Here is a 17,361-nt window from a genome sequence, read left to right on the forward strand (position 1 = left end):
ATGCCGCTGCTCAACCAGACAGTGCTGGTGCTGATCGGACTGCTGCTCGCCACATGGACGGCGGGCGCGGGATGGTTCGTGCTGGAGGCGCGCCGCCGCGCGCGCAAGGGCGAAGCGGTGCAGCGCCAGGCGCGCAGGCTGGCGCGGATGGTCGACGAATCTCCAGCGCTGCCGCTGCTGGTCAGGGCCGACGGCAGGATTGAGGGGCCGGCACGGCTGGCAGGCTGGCTCGGCTTCGATGCGATGCCGGGCTATCTTTCCGAGCTCGATGGCGACGGATGTGGACTAGACGAGATCCAGCTTTCGCACCTCAGCGACGCAGTCCGCCGCGCGCAGAAGACCGGTGCTGCGTTTCGTCTGGCGCTCACCCCCAAGGGCGGTCAGCGCAGCCTTGCCGCGCACGGGCATCTGGCCGATCCGCAGGTTTCTCCCGGAGGGGCGGCGCTGGTGTGGTTCTTCGACTTTTCGGAAAGTCAGGAAGAACTGGTGCGCCTGCGTGCCGATACTGCTGCGGCGCAGGCTGATTTTGCTGGGCTTTCGGGGCTGATCGAGGCGGCACCGCTGCCGATGTGGTTCCGCGGGCCGGACTTGCGCCTGCGGCTCGTCAACAGCGCCTACGTCAAGGCGGTGGGGGCAGCCAATGCCGAGACGGTGATCGCACAGGGCATCGAGCTGATCGAGCCGATAAACGGCCTGACTGCTGCACAGGTGGCGCGGCAGGCACAGTCGCGCCGGGTGCCGGTAGAGCGGTCGCTTCTCGCCACCATCCGCGGTCAGCGTCGCGCCTTGCGGGTGACCGATCTCCCGCTGGGCGAGGATGGCATTGCCGGTTACGCGGTCGACATCGAGGAAATGGAAGAGCTGATCCGCCAGTTCCGCCGCTTCCGCGAAGCGCAGCGCGAGATGCTCGACACGCTTTCGGCGGGCATTGCGCAGTTCGACGACAAGCGGAACCTCGTCTTCGCCAACCAGCCGTTCCTGCGCATCTTCGGCGTTCCCAAGGCCTGGGTGGTTGATACCCCGCCGTTCGACCGCGTGCTTGACCGGATGCGCGATGCCGGGCGCTTGCCCGAAGTGCGCGACTTTCCGGAATGGCGGCGCGAGCGACAGGCCTGGTTCCTGGCGCGCGAGCCGATCGAGGAATCATGGCACCTTTCGGGCGGCACGCATCTGCGCGTCGTCGGGCAGCCGATGCCCGATGGCGGGCTGCTGATGATCTTCGAGGATCGCACCGAGCAGCTTCAGCTTTCCGCCACGCGTGACACGCTGCTGCGCACGCGCACGGCCACGTTCGACAACCTGTTCGAATCGCTCGCCGTCTTCGCGCCCGATGGCAAGCTGCAGCTGTGGAACCGCAGGTTCGCGGCGGATTGGGGACTCGACGAGGCGTTCCTGACCACGCACCCGCGCGTCGATGTCCTGCTCAACAAGGTCGCGGCACAGCTCAAGCGGCCTGCGCAGGTCGGCACGATTGCTCAGGTGATCCAGGCCGCCACGCTCGAGCGCAAGCAGCGCAGCGGCAGACTTGCACTGGCCGATGGACGTCATCTTGCGCTCGCCGGGGTGCCGCTGCCGGATGGCAACGGCATGCTCACGGTGCTCGACATCACCGACAGCCAGAAGGCCGAAGCCGCCTTGCGCGAACGCAATGCTGCCTTGGTCGAGGCGGATGCGGTCAAGACCCGCTTCATCGCCAACATGAGCTACGAGTTCCGCACGCCGCTGACCTCGATCGGCGGGTTTGCCGAACTGCTGCAATCGGGCATCGCGGGCGAACTGACCGCGCAGCAGGACGAATATGTCGCCGCGATTCTTTCCTCGGTCGAACGGCTTGGCCAGCAGATCGAGAACGTGCTCGACCTGTCGCAAAGCGAAGCGGGCACCTTGCCGCTGGCGCACGAGCCGGTCGAGATGTTCCCGCTGCTGACCGAAGTGGTCAACGAGCGCGCCGACAAGATCGCTGCGGCCGGACTGACGCTCGACCTGCGGGGTGATCGTTCCGCCGGGATCGTGACTGGCGATGCGCGGCGCTTACGCCGGGCTTTCGGCCAGCTGATCGACAACGCCATTGCCGCCACCCCCGAAGGCGGTCGCATTCTTGTGGAAACAGTGCGCAAGAAGGGCGGGGAACTGCAGGTCGTCGTGTCCGACAACGGGCGCGGCATGGAGCCTGCAGTGCTTGCCCGGGCGCTTGAAGGCCTGAGGATCGGGGCCGATGGCAAGGCCATCGAGCGGCGGCAGGGCCTCGGCCTTCCGCTGGTACGCCAGTTGGTCGAGGCGCATGGCGGGACGCTGGAACTGATGTCCGAGCCAGGACTGGGCACGAGCGCCATCGTGATGCTGCCATGATCGTCGACTTGCCCGACTTTGCCGCTTCTGAAGCGCTTGCCCGGCGCATCGCGGCAGACTTGTGCGCTGGTGACGTGGTCGCGCTGTCTGGCGGCTTGGGCGCTGGCAAGACGACGCTCGCGCGCGGGATCATCGCGGCATTGGGGCACGAAGGCGAGGTGCCAAGCCCGAGCTTTGCGATCATCGAGCTCTACGATCCTCCCGCCGTGCGCCTGCCGCTGGTCCATGCCGATTTCTACCGACTGGAGGACCCGTCCGAGGCGGACGAGATCGGGCTGGACGACTATCGCGAGGGTGCGGTGCTGCTTGCGGAATGGCCGGACCACGCTGGCGGTTTCGCGCATGAGCCCGGCTGCCTCTCGATCCTGCTGGAATCCACGGAAAATGGCAGGCGGGCCATTGTAACGCCCGGTCGCGATTGGCTAGAGCGGGGGGCATGGACCTGACCATTCCTCCGGGCGTCGAAACCTTCCTGAACACAGCAGGCTGGGTCGGCGCGACGATCGAGCCCTTGCCGGGGGACGCATCGTTCCGCCGCTACTTCCGCATCCGCCGTTCGAGCGGCAACGCCATGCTGATGCATGCCCCGCCGCCGACAGAGGACCCTGAGCCGTTCCTGCGCGCGGCCAAGTGGCTCGACGCCAATGGCATGCGCGCGCCGCACATCTATGCTGAGGACATGGAGCAAGGCTTCGTCCTGCTTGAGGACTTCGGCGAAGTGCGCATGCGCGAATACCTCGATGCCTGGCCGCAGGACGAGGAGGAGGTTTACCGCCACGCCATCGATGCCCTGCTGCAACTACGCAAGCTGCCGCCGGGGCCATTCACCGGCTATACGCTGGCCGAGTACCAGCGTGAGGCAAAGCTGTTCATCGACTGGTACATTCCGAACCGCTCGCTCTATGTCGACGGGCGGGCCTGGACCTCGGCCTGGGAAGAGGTGATGACCCAGCTTCTGCCGCGCCAGCGCCCGGGCGTGACAGTATTGCGCGACTATCACGCCGAGAACGTGATGCTGCTGAATGGTCTCGACAAGCAGGGTCTGCTGGATTTTCAGGACGCGCTGGCCGGCCACCCAGCCTACGATCTCGTCTCGCTGCTGCAGGACGCACGGCGCGACGTCTCGCCCGAGCTCGAGGCGCGGATGCTGGAGTATTACCTTGAGCAATCGGGCGAGGGCGAGGAGTTCCTTGCCGACTACGCCCGCCTCGGCGCGCAGCGCAACGCCAAGATCGTCGGCATTTTCGTGCGGCTTTGGAAGCGTGATGGCAAGCCGCGCTACCTCGATTACATCCCCCGCGTCTGGGCGCTGCTGGAACGCGATCTGGCCCATCCGGCGCTGGCACCGGTGGCGGAATGGTTTGATGCGAACATCCCGGCAGAGCTACGCGCTGCCGGTGGAGGCACGTTCGAGGCATGAGCAAACCGCTTGCAAGTGATGTGGCCATGGTGCTCTCGGCTGGGCTCGGCAAGCGCATGCGCCCGCTGACGGCCTCGCGCCCGAAGCCGCTGGTGCAGGTGGCCGGAAAACCGCTGATCGATCACGCGCTCGACAAGCTGGATGAGGCAGGCGTGGCGCGGGCAGTGGTCAACGTCCACTATCTGGCCGATGCGATGGAGGCCTACCTCGCGCGGCGTACCTCGCCGGAGATCAGCATCTCGGACGAGCGCGAGCAGCTGCTGGAAACGGGCGGCGGCATGGTGAAGGCAGCGCCGCTGCTTGGCACCGATCCGTTCTTCTGCCTGAACTCCGATAACATCTGGCTCGATGGGCCGCGCAATGTCTTTGCGCATCTTTCGGATCATTGGGATGCGGAAAAGATGGACGCGCTGCTGCTGCTGGTGCCGCATGCGCGCGCGTTCAACTATCGCGGCAAGGGCGATTTCCACATGGACGCGATGGGCAGGATCTCGCGCCGACGGACCGGCCGCGTCGCGCCGTTCATATATAGCGGCATCCAGATCGTCTCGCACCGCCTGCTGCGCGATGCGCCGGAAGGGCCGTTTGGCACGATGACGCTGTGGCAGCGCGCGATGGACGAGGGGCGGCTCTATGGCCTCTCGCACCACGGCCTGTGGTACGAAGTGGGCGAGCCGCAGATGATCGCCCCGACCGAGGCCGCGCTCAAGCGCGACTGACATGGCAGACAAATCCTCACGCCCGCGCGTATGGTCGATCGCGGCGCACCGGGGGTTTGCCGATGCGCTCGTTGCGGGCCTTATCCCGCGTTATCGCGAGGAACGCTTCGGCCTTGCCCGGCTGACGCTGCTCCTGCCGAGCCAGCGCGCGATACGCACTGTGACCGAGGCGTTCGTGCGGGCGAGTGGTCAGGGCCTGCTCCTGCCGCGCATGGCGGTGGTCGGCGATCTTGATCTGAATGAGACGCTGGGGCCATTGCTCGATCCGATCGGGGCGGGAGTGGATATTCCCGAAGCTGTTGACCCCACCTTCCGCTTGCTGCGCCTTGCCGCCCATCTGCGCGAGGAATTGGACGATGAGGCGCCGGGCGAAGCGGCATTGCTGCGACAGGCGAGAGGAATCGCGCAGGGGATCGACCGGCTGCTGGTCGAGGGCGTTTCGATTGCCGACATGCTCGACGAGGGCGTGGTAGGGATCGCGGCCGAGCTTTCCGAGCACTGGCAGGCCAGCACGCGGCTGTTCGCCCGCGTCTTCGCGCGATGGGAAGCGGAGCTTGCTGTGCTGGGCAAGCTCGACGCGCCAGAGCGCCGCAATCGCCTGCTCGCCCATGCGGCGCACAGCTGGCGCGAGCGTCCGCCTGCGCATCCGGTGATTGCCGCTGGCGTGACTTCGGCGTCGCCCGCCGTGGCGAAGCTGCTGCGCGTGGTGGCCGACATGCCCGATGGCGGGGTTATCCTTCCCGATCTCGACCTCGCGCTGAGCCAGGACGTGTGGGACGCGCTTGGCGGTGCGGGCGGACCCGATGGTGCGGTCTTCGAGCGCGGCGATGTGGTGACGCATCCGCAATACCACCTCAAGCTGCTGCTCAATCGCATGGGCGTTGCGCGCGGGGAAGTGGAGCCGTGGCATCGCTCCGGCCTTTCGCCTGCGCCCCCCGAGCGTAGCCGCGCGATCTCCAACCTGTTCCTGCCGCCCGAGGCAAGCGCGGCGTGGGTCTCGCTCGAGGCCAAGGACAGGCGCCTGTCCGGCGTCCGCGTGATGGAAAGCGCGAATCCCGAGGAGGAGGCGCAGGCGATTGCCGTGCTGGTGCGCGAGGCTCTGGCCGAACCCGAGCGCCGCGTTGCGGTGATAACGCCGGATCGAAGCCTTGCCGCGCGGGTCGTCGCCCATCTCGGGCGCTGGAACATCGTGGCCGACGATACCGCCGGTCGGCCCCTGCCGCAGACGGCGGCGGGGCGCGTGCTGCTGCAAATGGCCGAAGTGGTGGCCGAGCGCATGGCGCCGGTGCCGCTGCTGGCGTTGCTCGGCCATCCGCTGGTGCGGGCAGGCGATGGGCGCGCCGCTTGGCTGGAACGGGTGCGCCAGCTCGATCTTGCGCTGCGTGGACCCCGCCCCGGTCCCGGCCTTGCGGCGGTGCGCGGCAAGGCGGAGGAGTTCGACCGGCGCTATCCGGGGCTGGCCGATTGGTGGTCTGGTGTCGAGGACCTGCTGTTCCCGCTGATCGCGCTCGAAGGCAAGGTGCCGCTTGATGCTGCGCTGCTGGCGCTGACCGAGGCGGGCGAGGCGCTGTGCGGGCAGGGCTTGTGGGCGCAGGCAGACGGGCGCTGCCTTTCGCAATTCGTCGAGCGTTGGCGCGAGGCGGCGACGGATGCGCCCGCGCTCGTTGCCTGCGACGAACTGCCCGCATTGCTGCGCGATGCGATGGAGGAAGTTTCTGTCCGTCCGCCCTATGGCGGCCATCCCCGCCTCGCCATCTATGGCCTGCTCGAAGCGCGGATGAGCCGGGCCGATCTGGTGATCTGTGGCGGGCTGACCGAGGGCACCTGGCCGGGCAATCCCGCGCCCGATCCGCTGCTGGCCCCGCCGATCCTTCGCGCGCTGGGGATTCCGGGAGCGGACTTCCGCATCGGCCTGTCCGCGCACGACCTTGCCGCTGCGCTTGGCGCTCCCGAAGTGGTCCTCAGCCACGCGCAGCGCGATGCGACCGGGCCTGCCATCCCCTCGCGATTCCTGCTGCGCATCCACGCGATGCTGGGCGACCAGTTGCGACACGAGAGGCGCGCGGTGGAGTTGGCGCGTGCGCTGGCCAATGCCGAACCGGCTCCGCCGCATCCGCGCCCCCATCCGATGCCAAGCGCCGAGCAGCGCCGTGTGCCGATTGCGGTCACCGCGCTCGATCGGCTGCGCGGCGATCCCTACCAGTTCTATGCCTCGGCCATCCTCAACCTGCGCAGTCTCGATCCGGTCGACGCTGACCCGACGCCTGCGTGGAAGGGCACGGCGGTGCACGAGATACTGCAGCTGTGGCATCAGGCGGGCGGCATTCCGGGCGAGCTAGTGCCACTGGCGGACGAGAAGTTTGCCGAAATGAGTGCGCACCCCTTCATGCGCGCGATGTGGAAGCCGCGGCTGATCGATGCGCTGCTGTGGATCGAGGAGGAGACCGACCGGCTTGCAGGCGAGGGGCGCGAGGTGCTGGCCATCGAGCGCAAGGGCGAGATCGTGGTAGACGGCATCAGGATCCACGGTCGCGCTGACAGGATCGACAAGCTGGTCGACGGGACGCTGGCCATCGTCGATTACAAGACGGGCATGCCGCCTTCGGGCAAGATGGTGGCCGAAGGCTATGCGCTCCAGCTCGGCCTGATCGGCATGATTGCGCGCGGTGGCGGGATGGATGGTGTTGCGGGCGAGCCTGCGCGCTTCGAATACTGGTCCTTGGGGCGCAACAAGGAGCGCGGGTTTGGCTATGTGAAATCGCCGGTCAAGGAGACCGCGCGCCAGACTGGCATGTCGCTTGAGGACTTCCTCCCGGAAACCAAGCGCTACTTGCGCGAGGCAATCGCGCGCTGGCTGTTGGGCAGCGAACCTTTCACCGCACGGCTCAATCCCGATTTGCCGGGCTATACGGACTATGACCAGCTGATGCGCCTCGACGAGTGGCAGGGCCGCGAAGGGGAAGAGCCATGAGCAAGGTCTACCCGCTCAAGGACAATCAGGCCCACGCGGTTCACCCGCAGCGCACGGTCTGGCTCTCGGCCTCGGCGGGAACGGGCAAGACGCAGGTGCTTTCTGCCCGCGTGCTGCGCCTGTTGCTGCAGGACGGAGTGGAGCCTGAACAGATCCTGTGCCTGACCTTCACCAAGGCGGGCGCGGCGGAAATGGCCACGCGCGTCAACGAAGTGTTGGCCGGATGGGTACGCCTGCCCGAGATCGAACTGGCCGCGCAGTTGAAGGCCATCGGCGCGCCATTCGGGCCTGAAACAATTGCCCGCGCGCGCAGTCGGTTTGCCGCCGTCCTCGATTGCCTTGGTGGGGGCCTCAGGATCGAGACGATCCACGCCTTCTGCCAGTGGCTGCTGGCCTCCTTCCCGGTCGAGGCGGGGCTGAGACCCGGCACGCGCGCAATGGAGGACCGCGATCGCGCGCTGCTGGTGCGGCAGGTTCTGGCGGACATGCTGGTCGAGGCGCAGGAGTGCGGCGACGAGGCGCTGATCGACAACCTCGCCACCCTCTCACGGCGGATGAGCGATGATCAGGTGCAGAGCTTCCTGCTGCGCTGTGCGGGCGCGCTGGAGTTGTGGCAGGGTCCGGGTGCATGGCAGCCCCCCTTGCGCCCGCGCATCAATCGCGTGATCGGGCTGGGCGAGGACGACGGGCCCGAAAGCCTCGCTGCGATGTGTGCAGATGACGCGTTCGATTGCCAGTCGGTTCGGCAGTGCATGGAAATGAACGCGGCCTGGGGCACCAAGAGCGGCATCGAGGCTGCCAATGCCCTGGGGGATTGGCTTGCGGCTGATCCTGTGAAGCGACTGCAGGGCTTCGACGCGTTGAAGAGCCAGTTCCTCACCGCCAAGGACGAGCCCAAGTCCACCACCAACATCGAGAAGAAGCAGCCCGATTATCCGGGCTATGCGGCGCGGGTCATCGCCTGCATCGAAGCGGTCAAGGCGCGCAGGGCGCAGCTTGATCTGGCTGAACTGCTCGATACCGCGCTCACGGTTGGTCGTCGCTTTGCGCTGGCATGGGACGAGGCCAAGGCGCGCGAAGGCTTCATCGATTTCGATGACCAGATCCGCACCGCTGCCGAACTCCTGACCAAGCGCACCAGCGCCGAATGGATCCGCTTCAAGCTCGACCGCCGTTTCGACCACATCCTTGTCGACGAGGCGCAGGATACCAACGCCTCGCAGTGGGAGATCGTGCTCGAAGGTCTGGTCTCCGACTTCTTCACCGGTGAAGGCCAGCGCGGTCCTGCAGTGCGCACGCTGTTCGTGGTGGGCGACTATAAGCAGGCGATCTTCGGCTTTCAGGGCACGAGCCCGGAAAACTTTGCCCAGGCGAGCCTGAGGGTGAAGGGCCAACTGGCACAAGTGGCCGAGGTTCTGGGTGATCCGGACCGCAAGTTGCTTGAGCTTGGTCTCGGCCAGTCGTTCCGCACTGCGCGACCGATCCTCGATTTCGTCGATGCGGCCATCGATCATATCGGATGGGACCGGCTCGGCCTCGATCGCAAGCCCGAGCGCCATGTCGGGCTTGATATTCCCGGCACGGTGGGCCTGTGGAAGGTCGTTGGTGACGATGCGCCGGACGAGGGCGATGAGGGCGAGGGCGACGAAGGCGGCGAAAGCTGGCTCTCGCGCCCCGACCGCAAGCTGGCTGACCAGATCGCGCTGCAGGTTAGGGGCTGGCTCGACAGCGGCTTCCCGCTTGGCAAGGGCAAGCCGCGCAATGCTGATGCGGGCGACGTGATGATCCTTGTCCGCAAGCGCAAGGAACTGGCCGGACTGATCGTCGCGCGGCTGCATGCGCGCGGCGTTCCGGTGGCGGGCGTGGACCGGCTGCGGCTCGGTGCGCCGCTGGCGGTGAAGGATCTTGTCGCAGCCTTGCGCTTTGCCGCGCAGCCGCTGGATGACCTGAACCTGGCGTCACTGCTGGTCTCGCCGCTGATCGGATGGTCGCAGGAAGATCTGCTTCAGCACGGCTATCGCAAGCAGGGCGTGCGGCTGTGGGATTGGTTGCGGCAGATCGAGGGGCCTGCCACGTTCGCCACGATGGAGCGGCTGCGCAGCCTTCTCGCCCGCGCAGATTACGATCCGCCGCAGGTGCTGCTGCACTGGCTATTGGTCGGCCCGTGGGACGGGCGGCGCAAGCTGGTTGCGCGCTTGGGGCGCGAGGCGAACGATCCGATCGACGAACTGCTCAATGCCGCGATGGCGTTCTCCAGTGCCAACGTACCCAGCCTGATCGCCTTCCTTCAGTGGTTCGATGCGGGCGAGGGCGAGTTGAAGCGCGAGGCGGGCAAGGCCGAAGGGTTGGTGCGGGTGATGACCGTGCATGGCTCGAAGGGCCTGCAGGCGCCCATCGTGATCCTTGCTGACTCTGCCGACGACCCGGACCTTTCGCCGCCGCGAGGGCTTGAGTTGCTTGAGGATGTGCTCGGGGCAGTGCGCAAGGTGCCGCTTCCCTCACTGCGCAAGGAAGAGAAGGCCCCCGCCGTGCTTGAGGCCGAGGCCGAGGCGAAGCGGGCCGAGCGCGAGGAGCACTGGCGACTGCTCTACGTCGCCATGACGCGCGCCGAGGAAGTGCTGTTCATTGCTGGGGCCAAGGGCAAGAAGCGCAAGAAGACGCCAGGCGAACTGCCCGAAGACAGCTGGTATGCGCAGCTGGAACCGCTGTTCGGCGAGGACTGGCGCGAGGACGCGCTGTGGGGCGGGATCAAGCAGATCGGTGGTCCCCCTGCGCTGAAGGCCGTGGCGGCGTTGCAAACGGCGGCGGAGCGCGTGGCTCTACCCGAAGTACTGTTGACCCCGGTTGGCCCGGAACCGCGCCCTCCGCGACCACTGGCTCCGTCGTCGCTGGGCGAGGATGATGCGCCCGATCCGCCGGCACCAGCAGGACCGCACGCAATCCTTGCCGCGAGGCGCGGGACGCTGATGCACCGCTTGATCGAGCGTCTGCCGGAACTGCCCGTCGACCAGCGCGAGATGGCAGGGCAGTCATGGCTTGCGCGCACGGCGACAGAGTTTGACGAGGTAGAGCGTCAGGCCATGGTCCGCTCGGCACTTGCCGCGCTGTCGCATCCCGAATGGGCAGAGGTGTTCGGGCCGGATTCGCTGGCGGAAGTGCCACTGGCTGCGGTCGTTGGCGGGCGCGTGGTGAGCGGGACAGTCGACAGGCTGGTGATCGGGGCGGCGGGCATCCGCATCGTCGATTTCAAGACCGCGCGGCGCCCACCCGCCTCTCTGGCCGAGATTCCGGCCGCCTACATCCGCCAAATGTCGGCTTATGTTGCCGCGCTGGAGGCTATCCATCCCGGCGTGCCGGTCGAGGCCGCGCTGCTCTATACCCACACGCCCGAACTGTTCGTCCTGCCGGCCGATCTGGTCGAGGCGCAAAAGCTGCGCCTTGGCGGGGTTCAGGAATCCTTTACGGGGTGATCGGTTGCACTGCGCCACGCAGTGCCTAGATTGCCTGCAACCAACAGGAGTTCATTGTCATGTCGACCAAGGCCGTTACCGACGCCAACTTTGCCACTGAAGTGCTGGGCAGCAGCAAGCCCGTGCTCGTCGATTTCTGGGCGGACTGGTGCGGCCCGTGCAAGATGATCGCCCCTGCGCTCGAGGAAATCTCGGAAGAGCTGGCCGACAAGGTCGAGATCGCCAAGGTCGACATCATGGAGAACACCGACATTGCCAGCCAGTTCGGCGTGCAGTCGATCCCCCTGCTGATCCTGTTCAAGGACGGCAAGCCGGTCGCCCAGAAGCTTGGTGCCGCGCCCAAGAGCCAGCTCAAGGGCTGGCTGGAAAGCGTTCTCTGACAATATGCAATTGCCCCCGCGAAAGCGGGGGTTCTTGTCTCAGGAGGGGATACGCCCGAGACGTTCGGCCAGTTCGTCGAACAACCTTGGGCTCGCCGCGCCAATCAGGCCCGGCTCAAGGTGGCGGTCCACGCGATAGGCAGAGCCATCCGGCCGTGCCGCCTTGCCACCCGCTTCGTTGAGGAACAGCACGCCTGCCGCGTGGTCCCAGGCCAGCGTCTTTTCGAACAGCGAAACGTCGTTCTGGCCGAGAGCGATGCGCGGATACTGTTCGGCCGCGCATCGCGGAATGTCGACCAGAGCGTAATGCGGAGCGATATGTTCGAGCAGGGCCGCGCGCTTCGCCTTGTCCACGAATACCAGGGAAATCGCGGCAATCGGCACGTTCCCTCCGCTGCCCTGCGCGGTCAGTCGCTCGCCATTGACCCTCGCGCCCTGTCCGCGGTGCGCGGTGCACAGGCGTCCCGAGAGCGGATCGTATATCCAGCCCGAAACCGTCTCGCCCCCTTGCGCCAGTGCGATCAGGATGCCGAACGGCGGCTTGCCCACCGCATAGTTGTTGGTGCCGTCAAGGGGATCGATGATCCAGCACAGCTTGTCCGACAGTCGCTCGAAGATGGCGGGATCGGCGTGGGCTGCCTCCTCGCCGACGATGGCGGCTTCAGGCAGGATCTTCGCCAGCCCATCAGCCAGCATGATCTCGCTTTCGGTATCGGCAATGGTGACGACATCGTCCGCCGCCTTGTTGGTCACTTCCTCGGTGCCGAGCCGCTGGTAATGCTTCAGCAGCGTCTTCTCCGCCGTTTGACGCATCAGAGCGGCGACGGCATCGTCGAGTGCCCGGCTCAAGAGCGATAATCCGCATTGATCGAGATGTAGCCATGGGTCAGGTCGCAGGTCCACACCGTGGCCGCGCCATCGCCGAGACCCAGATCGACCTCGATGGAAATCTCGCGGCCCTTGAGGTGCGCGGCGACCGGGGCTTCGTCATAGTCGGCGAGCGGCTGCCCGTCGCGCGCCGCCCAAGTGCCACCGAAGCCGATGGAGAGCCGATCACGGTCTGCCGGTTCGCCAGCCTTGCCGACAGCCATCACGACGCGGCCCCAATTGGCGTCCTCACCTGCTATGGCGGTCTTGACCAAGGGCGAGTTGGCGATGGCAAGGCCGACCTTGCGCGCGCTTTCGTCCGATACGGCGCCCGTAACGCTGACGGCGATGAACTTCTGCGCGCCTTCGCCATCCTTGACGACGAGGTGCGACAATTGACGGCAGACGTCTTCAAGCGCCGCGGCGAAAGCATCGGCTCCGGCGCTGTCAAAGCCGGTCAGTTCGGTGTTGCCTGCCTTGCCCGTGGCGAAGGCCAGCACGGTGTCGCTGGTCGAGGTATCGCTGTCGACGGTGATGCACGAGAAGGTCCGGCGATTGGCGGCTGACAGGCATTCCTGCAGGAATGCTGGGCTGACGGCTGCATCGGTGAAGATATAACCGAGCATCGTCGCCATGTCGGGCGCAATCATGCCGCTGCCCTTGATGATCGCACTGAAGGTCACGCGCACGTCGCCGATCATCGCCGAGGCAGTTGCGCCCTTGGCGAAGGTGTCGGTCGTGCCGATGGTGCGGGCTGCGTCTTCCCAGGTGCAGACATCTGCCTGCATTGCGGCTTCGATCCCCGCGCGCGCCTTGTCCTTGGGCAGCGGCACGCCGATCACGCCGGTGGAGGAGACGAACACTTCATCCTGCGCGCAGCCGAGGTGATCTGCCACCTGCGCCATGATCTGCTCCACCGCCTCACGCCCGCGATAGCCGGTGAAGGCGTTGGAATTGCCTGCGTTGACCACGAGGGCACGAGCGCTGCCTTGGGCAATGTTCTGCCGTCCGAGTTCGACTTCCGACGAGCAGCAGACGTTGCGCGTGAACACGCCTGCGACGGAAGTGCCTTCGTCCAATTCCACGTAAGTGAGGTCGCAGCGGCCCCAGTCCTTGTACCCGGCGCGGGCGACGCGCGGCGTTACGCCTGCGATCGCGGGCAGGGCGGGGAAGGGCGTGGCGAGCGGCGAAATGGCGTCTGACATGGGGATGCGCCTAGCGCGGCGAGGGATGCCGTTCAAGTTTGGCGGGCCGCACTTTCAAATAGTTTTTGAGTGTGCTTCAACAGAGGCATGATCAAAGAATTCAGCCTGCTATTTGCTCTTGTAGCCCTTTCGTCTGCCGCCGCCGCCAGAGAACCAACGGCCGCAGTACCTATTGGGAGCCCCGGTTGGTGGGCTACGTCTGGTGACTATCCTTCTGACGCTTTAAAAAGTAAGCTTGAAGGCACGGTGGCTTTCCGCGTCAAGGTTGATCCTGACGGAAAGCCGAATGCATGCGAAATTATAGGATCTAGCGGCGCTCCTGTGCTGGACGAAGCTACCTGTTTTCTCGTCATGGCGCGGGCCAAGTTCTATCCGGCCCGCGATGCCAAGGGCCAAGCTACCGAGGGCGTTTATTCCAACGCGATCCGTTGGATACTTCCGCCGAACGTGAGCAAGACCCTCTCGCCAAAATCTGAGACACTGACGTTCATTCTGGACAAGGACGGGTCGATCAAGGATTGCAGGTTTGTGGTCACGGGTGCGAATGCAGAAGAGACTATGAAGGGCAAGAACCTTTGCAATTCTCATGCTGCGTTCAATGAACCGTATCGCAATGCCGACGGTAAGGCTGTGACGAAGCGGGTGACGATGAAGTCATCTCTCGAACTCGAAGATGTCGAGGAGTAAATCGCCTTTCACGGTGGACGAAGCGCGACGGAATGCCTATCTGTTGCGGCAATGCGCATGTTGCTTGCCCTTCTTGCCCTGATTACGGGCCTTTCCCTGCCGGAGGTGGCGCTTGCCGTCTCGCGCACGGAAGTTGCCGAAGCAGGAATGTCGGCAGGTTCTTCTACAGCGGTCGAGCAGCGCCAGCAGCGTTGTGCCGGCCGTGGTGGCGCTGTTCCGCAGAAGCGCACCAATGCCCGCCGCAAGACGGTGTGGCTGCCCGCCCCGGCACTAATCCGGCCCTGCGGCATTGAGCTGAGCGACCGCGCGCGCGAATAGCGCCGCGCGTCTGCATACCCTTTCCGGCAAGTCCATTGCCTGCAGAGGCGCAACCCGTGTGCGCCCGATCCCATACACTACAGATTCGACAGGAAATCCCGCATGTTCGGCTCAATCGCCAAGGCACTCTTCGGCTCGTCCAACGACCGTTACGTCAAGTCGCTCGACAAGATCGTGCGCCAGATCGCGGCGTTCGAACCGCATCTCCAAGGTTTGTCTGACGAGGAACTTGCCGCTCAGACGCCCAAGTTCCGGCAGATGCTGGACGAAGGCAAGACGCTCGACGATCTTCTGCCCGAAGCCTTTGCCACCGTTCGCGAGGCATCGGTCCGCACGCTGGGCCTGCGCCACTTCGATGTGCAGATGATCGGCGGCATCGTGCTCCATCGCGGCGAGATTGCCGAAATGCGCACCGGTGAAGGCAAGACGCTGGTGGCGACGCTGGCGGTCTATCTCAATGCGCTCGAGGGCAAGGGCGTTCACGTCGTCACCGTGAACGACTACCTCGCCCGCCGCGATGCCGAGACGATGGGCGTGCTCTACAAGTTCCTCGGGCTGACCGTGGGCGTGATCGTGCCGAACCTCAACGAGGAGCAGCGGCGCGAGGCTTACGAAAGCGACATCACGTACGCGACCAACAACGAGCTTGGCTTCGACTACCTGCGCGACAACATGAAGCACACGCGCGATCAGATGGTCCACCGTCCGTTCAACTTCGCGATCGTCGACGAGGTGGACTCGATCCTGATCGACGAGGCGCGCACGCCGCTGATCATCTCCGGGCCGACCGACGACAAGAGCGATCTCTATCTCTCGGTCGACGCGGTGGTGAAAACCATCGATCCCTCGCTCTACGAGGCGGATGAGAAGACCAAGAACATCACGCTGACCGAAGAGGGTGTCGAATGGGTCGAGCGCGCGCTGGAAACGGCGGGGCTGCTTGAAGGGTCGAACCTCTACGATGTCGAGAACACGATGGTCGTCCATCATCTCGACCAAGCGCTCAAGGCCAACGTCATGTTCAAGCGTGACATCGATTACATCGTCAAGGAAGACAAGATCGTCATCATCGACGAGTTCACCGGACGCATGATGGACGGCCGCCGCTGGTCGAACGGCCTGCATCAGGCGGTCGAGGCCAAGGAAGGCGTGCGGATCGAGCCCGAGAACCAGACGATGGCCTCGATCACCTTCCAGAACTACTTCCGCATGTACCCGAAGATTTCGGGGATGACCGGTACGGCGGCGACCGAGGCTCCCGAGTTCTTCGACATCTACAAGATGAACGTCGTCACCATCCCGACCAACGTGCCGGTGCTTCGCCGCGACGAAGAGGACGAGTTCTACAAGAACACGATGGACAAGTTCGGCGCCATCGCCAAGCTGATCCGCGAGAAGTACGAGAACGGACAGCCGGTGCTGGTGGGCACTGTGTCGATCGAGAAGTCGGAATTGCTGTCCGAATTCCTGACCAAGGAAGGCGTGAAGCATAACGTGCTGAACGCCCGCTTCCACGAGATGGAAGCGCACATCGTGGCGCAGGCCGGGCGGCTTGGCGCGGTGACCATCGCCACCAACATGGCCGGGCGCGGCACCGACATCCAGCTGGGCGGCAACATCGAATTCCGCATCGAAGACGAACTCCGCGACCTTCCCGAGGGAGCCGAGCGCGACGCAGGCATTGCACGCATCCGCGCGGAAGTCGCCGAGGAAAAGGCCAAGGTTCTCGCCGCTGGCGGCCTGTGCGTGATCGGCACCGAGCGTCACGAAAGCCGCCGCATCGATAACCAGCTCCGCGGCCGCTCTGGCCGTCAGGGCGACCCGGGCATGAGCAAGTTCTACCTCTGCCTCGAGGATGATCTGCTGCGCATTTTCGGCCCGGACACGCTGTTCGCCAAGATGATGAACAACAACCTTGCCGATGGCGAGGCGATCGGCTCGAAGTGGCTGTCGAAGGCCATCGAGACGGCGCAGAAGAAGGTCGAGGCGCGCAACTACGACATCCGCAAACAGGTCGTCGAGTACGATGACGTGATGAACGACCAGCGCAAGGTCATCTACGAGCAGCGCGCCGACATCATGGATGCGGACGCTGTAGGCGATGTGGTCACCGACATGCGTCACGACACGGTGAACGCCATCGTCGGCGATGCCTGCCCGCCCAATTCGTATCCTGAGCAATGGGATGCAGAAGCGCTCAAGGCGCGCGTCCGCGACGTTCTGGGCATCGAAATCCCGCTCGACGAGTGGATGCAGGAAGAGGCGATCGAGCCTGACACGATCGAAGAGCGCGTCCAGACGCTGGCCGACGAGCACATGGACCGCAAGATCACCGAGGTCGACGCCATGGCCTGGCGCAGCCTCGAGAAGTCGATCCTGCTCGAACGGCTCGACCACCACTGGAAGGAGCACCTCGCGACGCTCGACGCCTTGCGCCAGGTCGTGTTCCTGCGCGCCTATGCGCAGAAGACGCCGATCAACGAATACAAGCAGGAAGCCTTCGGTCTGTTCGAGAAGATGCTCGACGCGATCCGCGAGGACGTCACGCGCATCCTGATGACCAGCGAAATTCGTCTGCGTCCGGTCGAGGACTTCGAGTTGCCCGAGTTGCCCGATTTCCTGACCAGCCACATCGATCCGTTCACCGGTGAAAACGACGCTCTGCCAATGGCTCCGGCGCCCGCGATGTTCGGCGCACTACCTCCGCAGGCGGGCGGCACGCTTACCGCGGCGGTCGCCGGAACCGATCCGTTTGCTGGTCAGGGTATCAGTCGCAATGCGCCTTGTCCGTGCGGATCAGGCCAGAAATACAAGCATTGCCATGGCATTGCTGCATAACGGTCTTGGCAGGCAATAACGGCGGCGATCCTTCGGGGTCGCCGTTTTTGCTCCGGAACCAAACATTTACGTGTTTGCACGTTGTGCAAAATATGGTTGAGCGACATTGCAGCAGATGCATTTGCTGCTAACATAAA

General features: G+C 65.1%; 12 protein-coding genes. 10 read left to right on the forward strand and 2 right to left on the reverse strand.

The window, feature by feature from the left end:
* The 7 genes from IQ25_RS15865 to trxA are packed head-to-tail and all read left to right on the forward strand — an operon-like array spanning position 1 to position 11,309.
* The gene (locus tag IQ25_RS15865; protein WP_144907250.1) at positions 1–2,349 is read left to right on the forward strand and encodes a sensor histidine kinase; all 2,349 of its coding nucleotides are present in this window, start codon (positions 1–3) and stop codon (positions 2,347–2,349) included.
* Positions 2,346–2,795: a tRNA (adenosine(37)-N6)-threonylcarbamoyltransferase complex ATPase subunit type 1 TsaE gene (gene tsaE, locus IQ25_RS15870; RefSeq protein WP_144907251.1), complete on the forward strand. Its 450-nt coding sequence runs from the start codon at positions 2,346–2,348 to the stop codon at positions 2,793–2,795. Before IQ25_RS15865 ends, tsaE begins: the two co-directional genes overlap by 4 nt.
* Positions 2,786–3,769 carry an aminoglycoside phosphotransferase family protein gene (locus tag IQ25_RS15875; RefSeq protein WP_144907252.1) on the forward strand — a complete coding sequence of 328 codons (984 nt, stop codon included), beginning with the start codon at positions 2,786–2,788 and terminating at the stop codon, positions 3,767–3,769. The genes tsaE and IQ25_RS15875 overlap by 10 nt, the downstream gene beginning before the upstream one ends.
* On the forward strand, positions 3,766–4,488 hold the full coding sequence (locus IQ25_RS15880; protein ID WP_144907253.1) for a nucleotidyltransferase family protein: 723 nt from the start codon (positions 3,766–3,768) through the stop codon (positions 4,486–4,488). The genes IQ25_RS15875 and IQ25_RS15880 overlap by 4 nt, the downstream gene beginning before the upstream one ends.
* Before the next feature lies 1 nt (position 4,489).
* The gene (locus IQ25_RS15885; RefSeq protein ID WP_144907254.1) at positions 4,490–7,459 is read left to right on the forward strand and encodes a PD-(D/E)XK nuclease family protein; all 2,970 of its coding nucleotides are present in this window, start codon (positions 4,490–4,492) and stop codon (positions 7,457–7,459) included.
* Entirely contained in the window at positions 7,456–10,929 is a 3,474-nt protein-coding gene (addA, locus tag IQ25_RS15890) for a double-strand break repair helicase AddA (RefSeq protein WP_144907255.1), read from the forward strand. Before IQ25_RS15885 ends, addA begins: the two co-directional genes overlap by 4 nt.
* Before the next feature lie 59 nt (positions 10,930–10,988).
* Positions 10,989–11,309, forward strand: coding sequence for a thioredoxin (trxA, locus tag IQ25_RS15895; RefSeq protein ID WP_144907256.1), 321 nt, complete (start codon positions 10,989–10,991; stop codon positions 11,307–11,309).
* Between the two features lie 39 nt (positions 11,310–11,348).
* Here the strand turns inward: trxA and IQ25_RS15900 are convergent, their stop codons facing one another.
* Positions 11,349–12,122, reverse strand: a complete 774-nt coding sequence (locus tag IQ25_RS15900; RefSeq protein WP_181447264.1) for an inositol monophosphatase family protein — start codon at positions 12,120–12,122, stop codon at positions 11,349–11,351.
* A 32-nt stretch (positions 12,123–12,154) separates the two neighbouring features.
* Positions 12,155–13,381 (reverse strand): bifunctional glutamate N-acetyltransferase/amino-acid acetyltransferase ArgJ, encoded by a 1,227-nt coding sequence (argJ, locus tag IQ25_RS15905; protein ID WP_144907258.1) that lies wholly within the window; start codon positions 13,379–13,381, stop codon positions 12,155–12,157.
* Positions 13,382–13,468: 87 nt separating this feature from the next.
* On the opposite strand from argJ, the gene IQ25_RS15910 reads away from it, so the two are divergent.
* The 3 genes from IQ25_RS15910 (at position 13,469) to secA (ending at position 17,224) form a co-directional block, all read left to right on the forward strand.
* Positions 13,469–14,068: an energy transducer TonB gene (locus IQ25_RS15910; RefSeq protein ID WP_144907259.1), complete on the forward strand. Its 600-nt coding sequence runs from the start codon at positions 13,469–13,471 to the stop codon at positions 14,066–14,068.
* 57 nt (positions 14,069–14,125) lie between these two features.
* Positions 14,126–14,386 carry a hypothetical protein gene (locus IQ25_RS15915; RefSeq protein WP_144907260.1) on the forward strand — a complete coding sequence of 87 codons (261 nt, stop codon included), beginning with the start codon at positions 14,126–14,128 and terminating at the stop codon, positions 14,384–14,386.
* Positions 14,387–14,488: 102 nt separating this feature from the next.
* Entirely contained in the window at positions 14,489–17,224 is a 2,736-nt protein-coding gene (gene secA / locus IQ25_RS15920) for a preprotein translocase subunit SecA (protein ID WP_144907261.1), read from the forward strand.
* The last annotated feature ends 137 nt before the right edge of the window (positions 17,225–17,361 follow it).

The sequence above is a fragment of the Novosphingobium taihuense genome (genome assembly GCF_007830315.1).
Lineage (GTDB): Bacteria > Pseudomonadota > Alphaproteobacteria > Sphingomonadales > Sphingomonadaceae > Novosphingobium > Novosphingobium taihuense.

Excerpts from the sequence above, each read along its gene's own strand:
- trxA (WP_144907256.1), top strand. The coding sequence starts at position 10,989 with ATGTCGACCAAGGCCGTTACCGACGCCAACTTTGCCACTGAAGTGCTG.
- IQ25_RS15865 (WP_144907250.1), top strand. The coding sequence starts at position 1 with ATGCCGCTGCTCAACCAGACAGTGCTGGTGCTGATCGGACTGCTGCTC.
- addA (WP_144907255.1), top strand. The coding sequence starts at position 7,456 with ATGAGCAAGGTCTACCCGCTCAAGGACAATCAGGCCCACGCGGTTCAC.
- IQ25_RS15915 (WP_144907260.1), top strand. The coding sequence starts at position 14,126 with ATGTTGCTTGCCCTTCTTGCCCTGATTACGGGCCTTTCCCTGCCGGAG.
- IQ25_RS15880 (WP_144907253.1), top strand. The coding sequence starts at position 3,766 with ATGAGCAAACCGCTTGCAAGTGATGTGGCCATGGTGCTCTCGGCTGGG.
- tsaE (WP_144907251.1), top strand. The coding sequence starts at position 2,346 with ATGATCGTCGACTTGCCCGACTTTGCCGCTTCTGAAGCGCTTGCCCGG.
- secA (WP_144907261.1), top strand. The coding sequence starts at position 14,489 with ATGTTCGGCTCAATCGCCAAGGCACTCTTCGGCTCGTCCAACGACCGT.
- IQ25_RS15910 (WP_144907259.1), top strand. The coding sequence starts at position 13,469 with ATGATCAAAGAATTCAGCCTGCTATTTGCTCTTGTAGCCCTTTCGTCT.
- IQ25_RS15900 (WP_181447264.1), bottom strand. The coding sequence starts at position 12,122 with ATGCGTCAAACGGCGGAGAAGACGCTGCTGAAGCATTACCAGCGGCTC.
- IQ25_RS15875 (WP_144907252.1), top strand. The coding sequence starts at position 2,786 with ATGGACCTGACCATTCCTCCGGGCGTCGAAACCTTCCTGAACACAGCA.
- argJ (WP_144907258.1), bottom strand. The coding sequence starts at position 13,381 with ATGTCAGACGCCATTTCGCCGCTCGCCACGCCCTTCCCCGCCCTGCCC.
- IQ25_RS15885 (WP_144907254.1), top strand. The coding sequence starts at position 4,490 with ATGGCAGACAAATCCTCACGCCCGCGCGTATGGTCGATCGCGGCGCAC.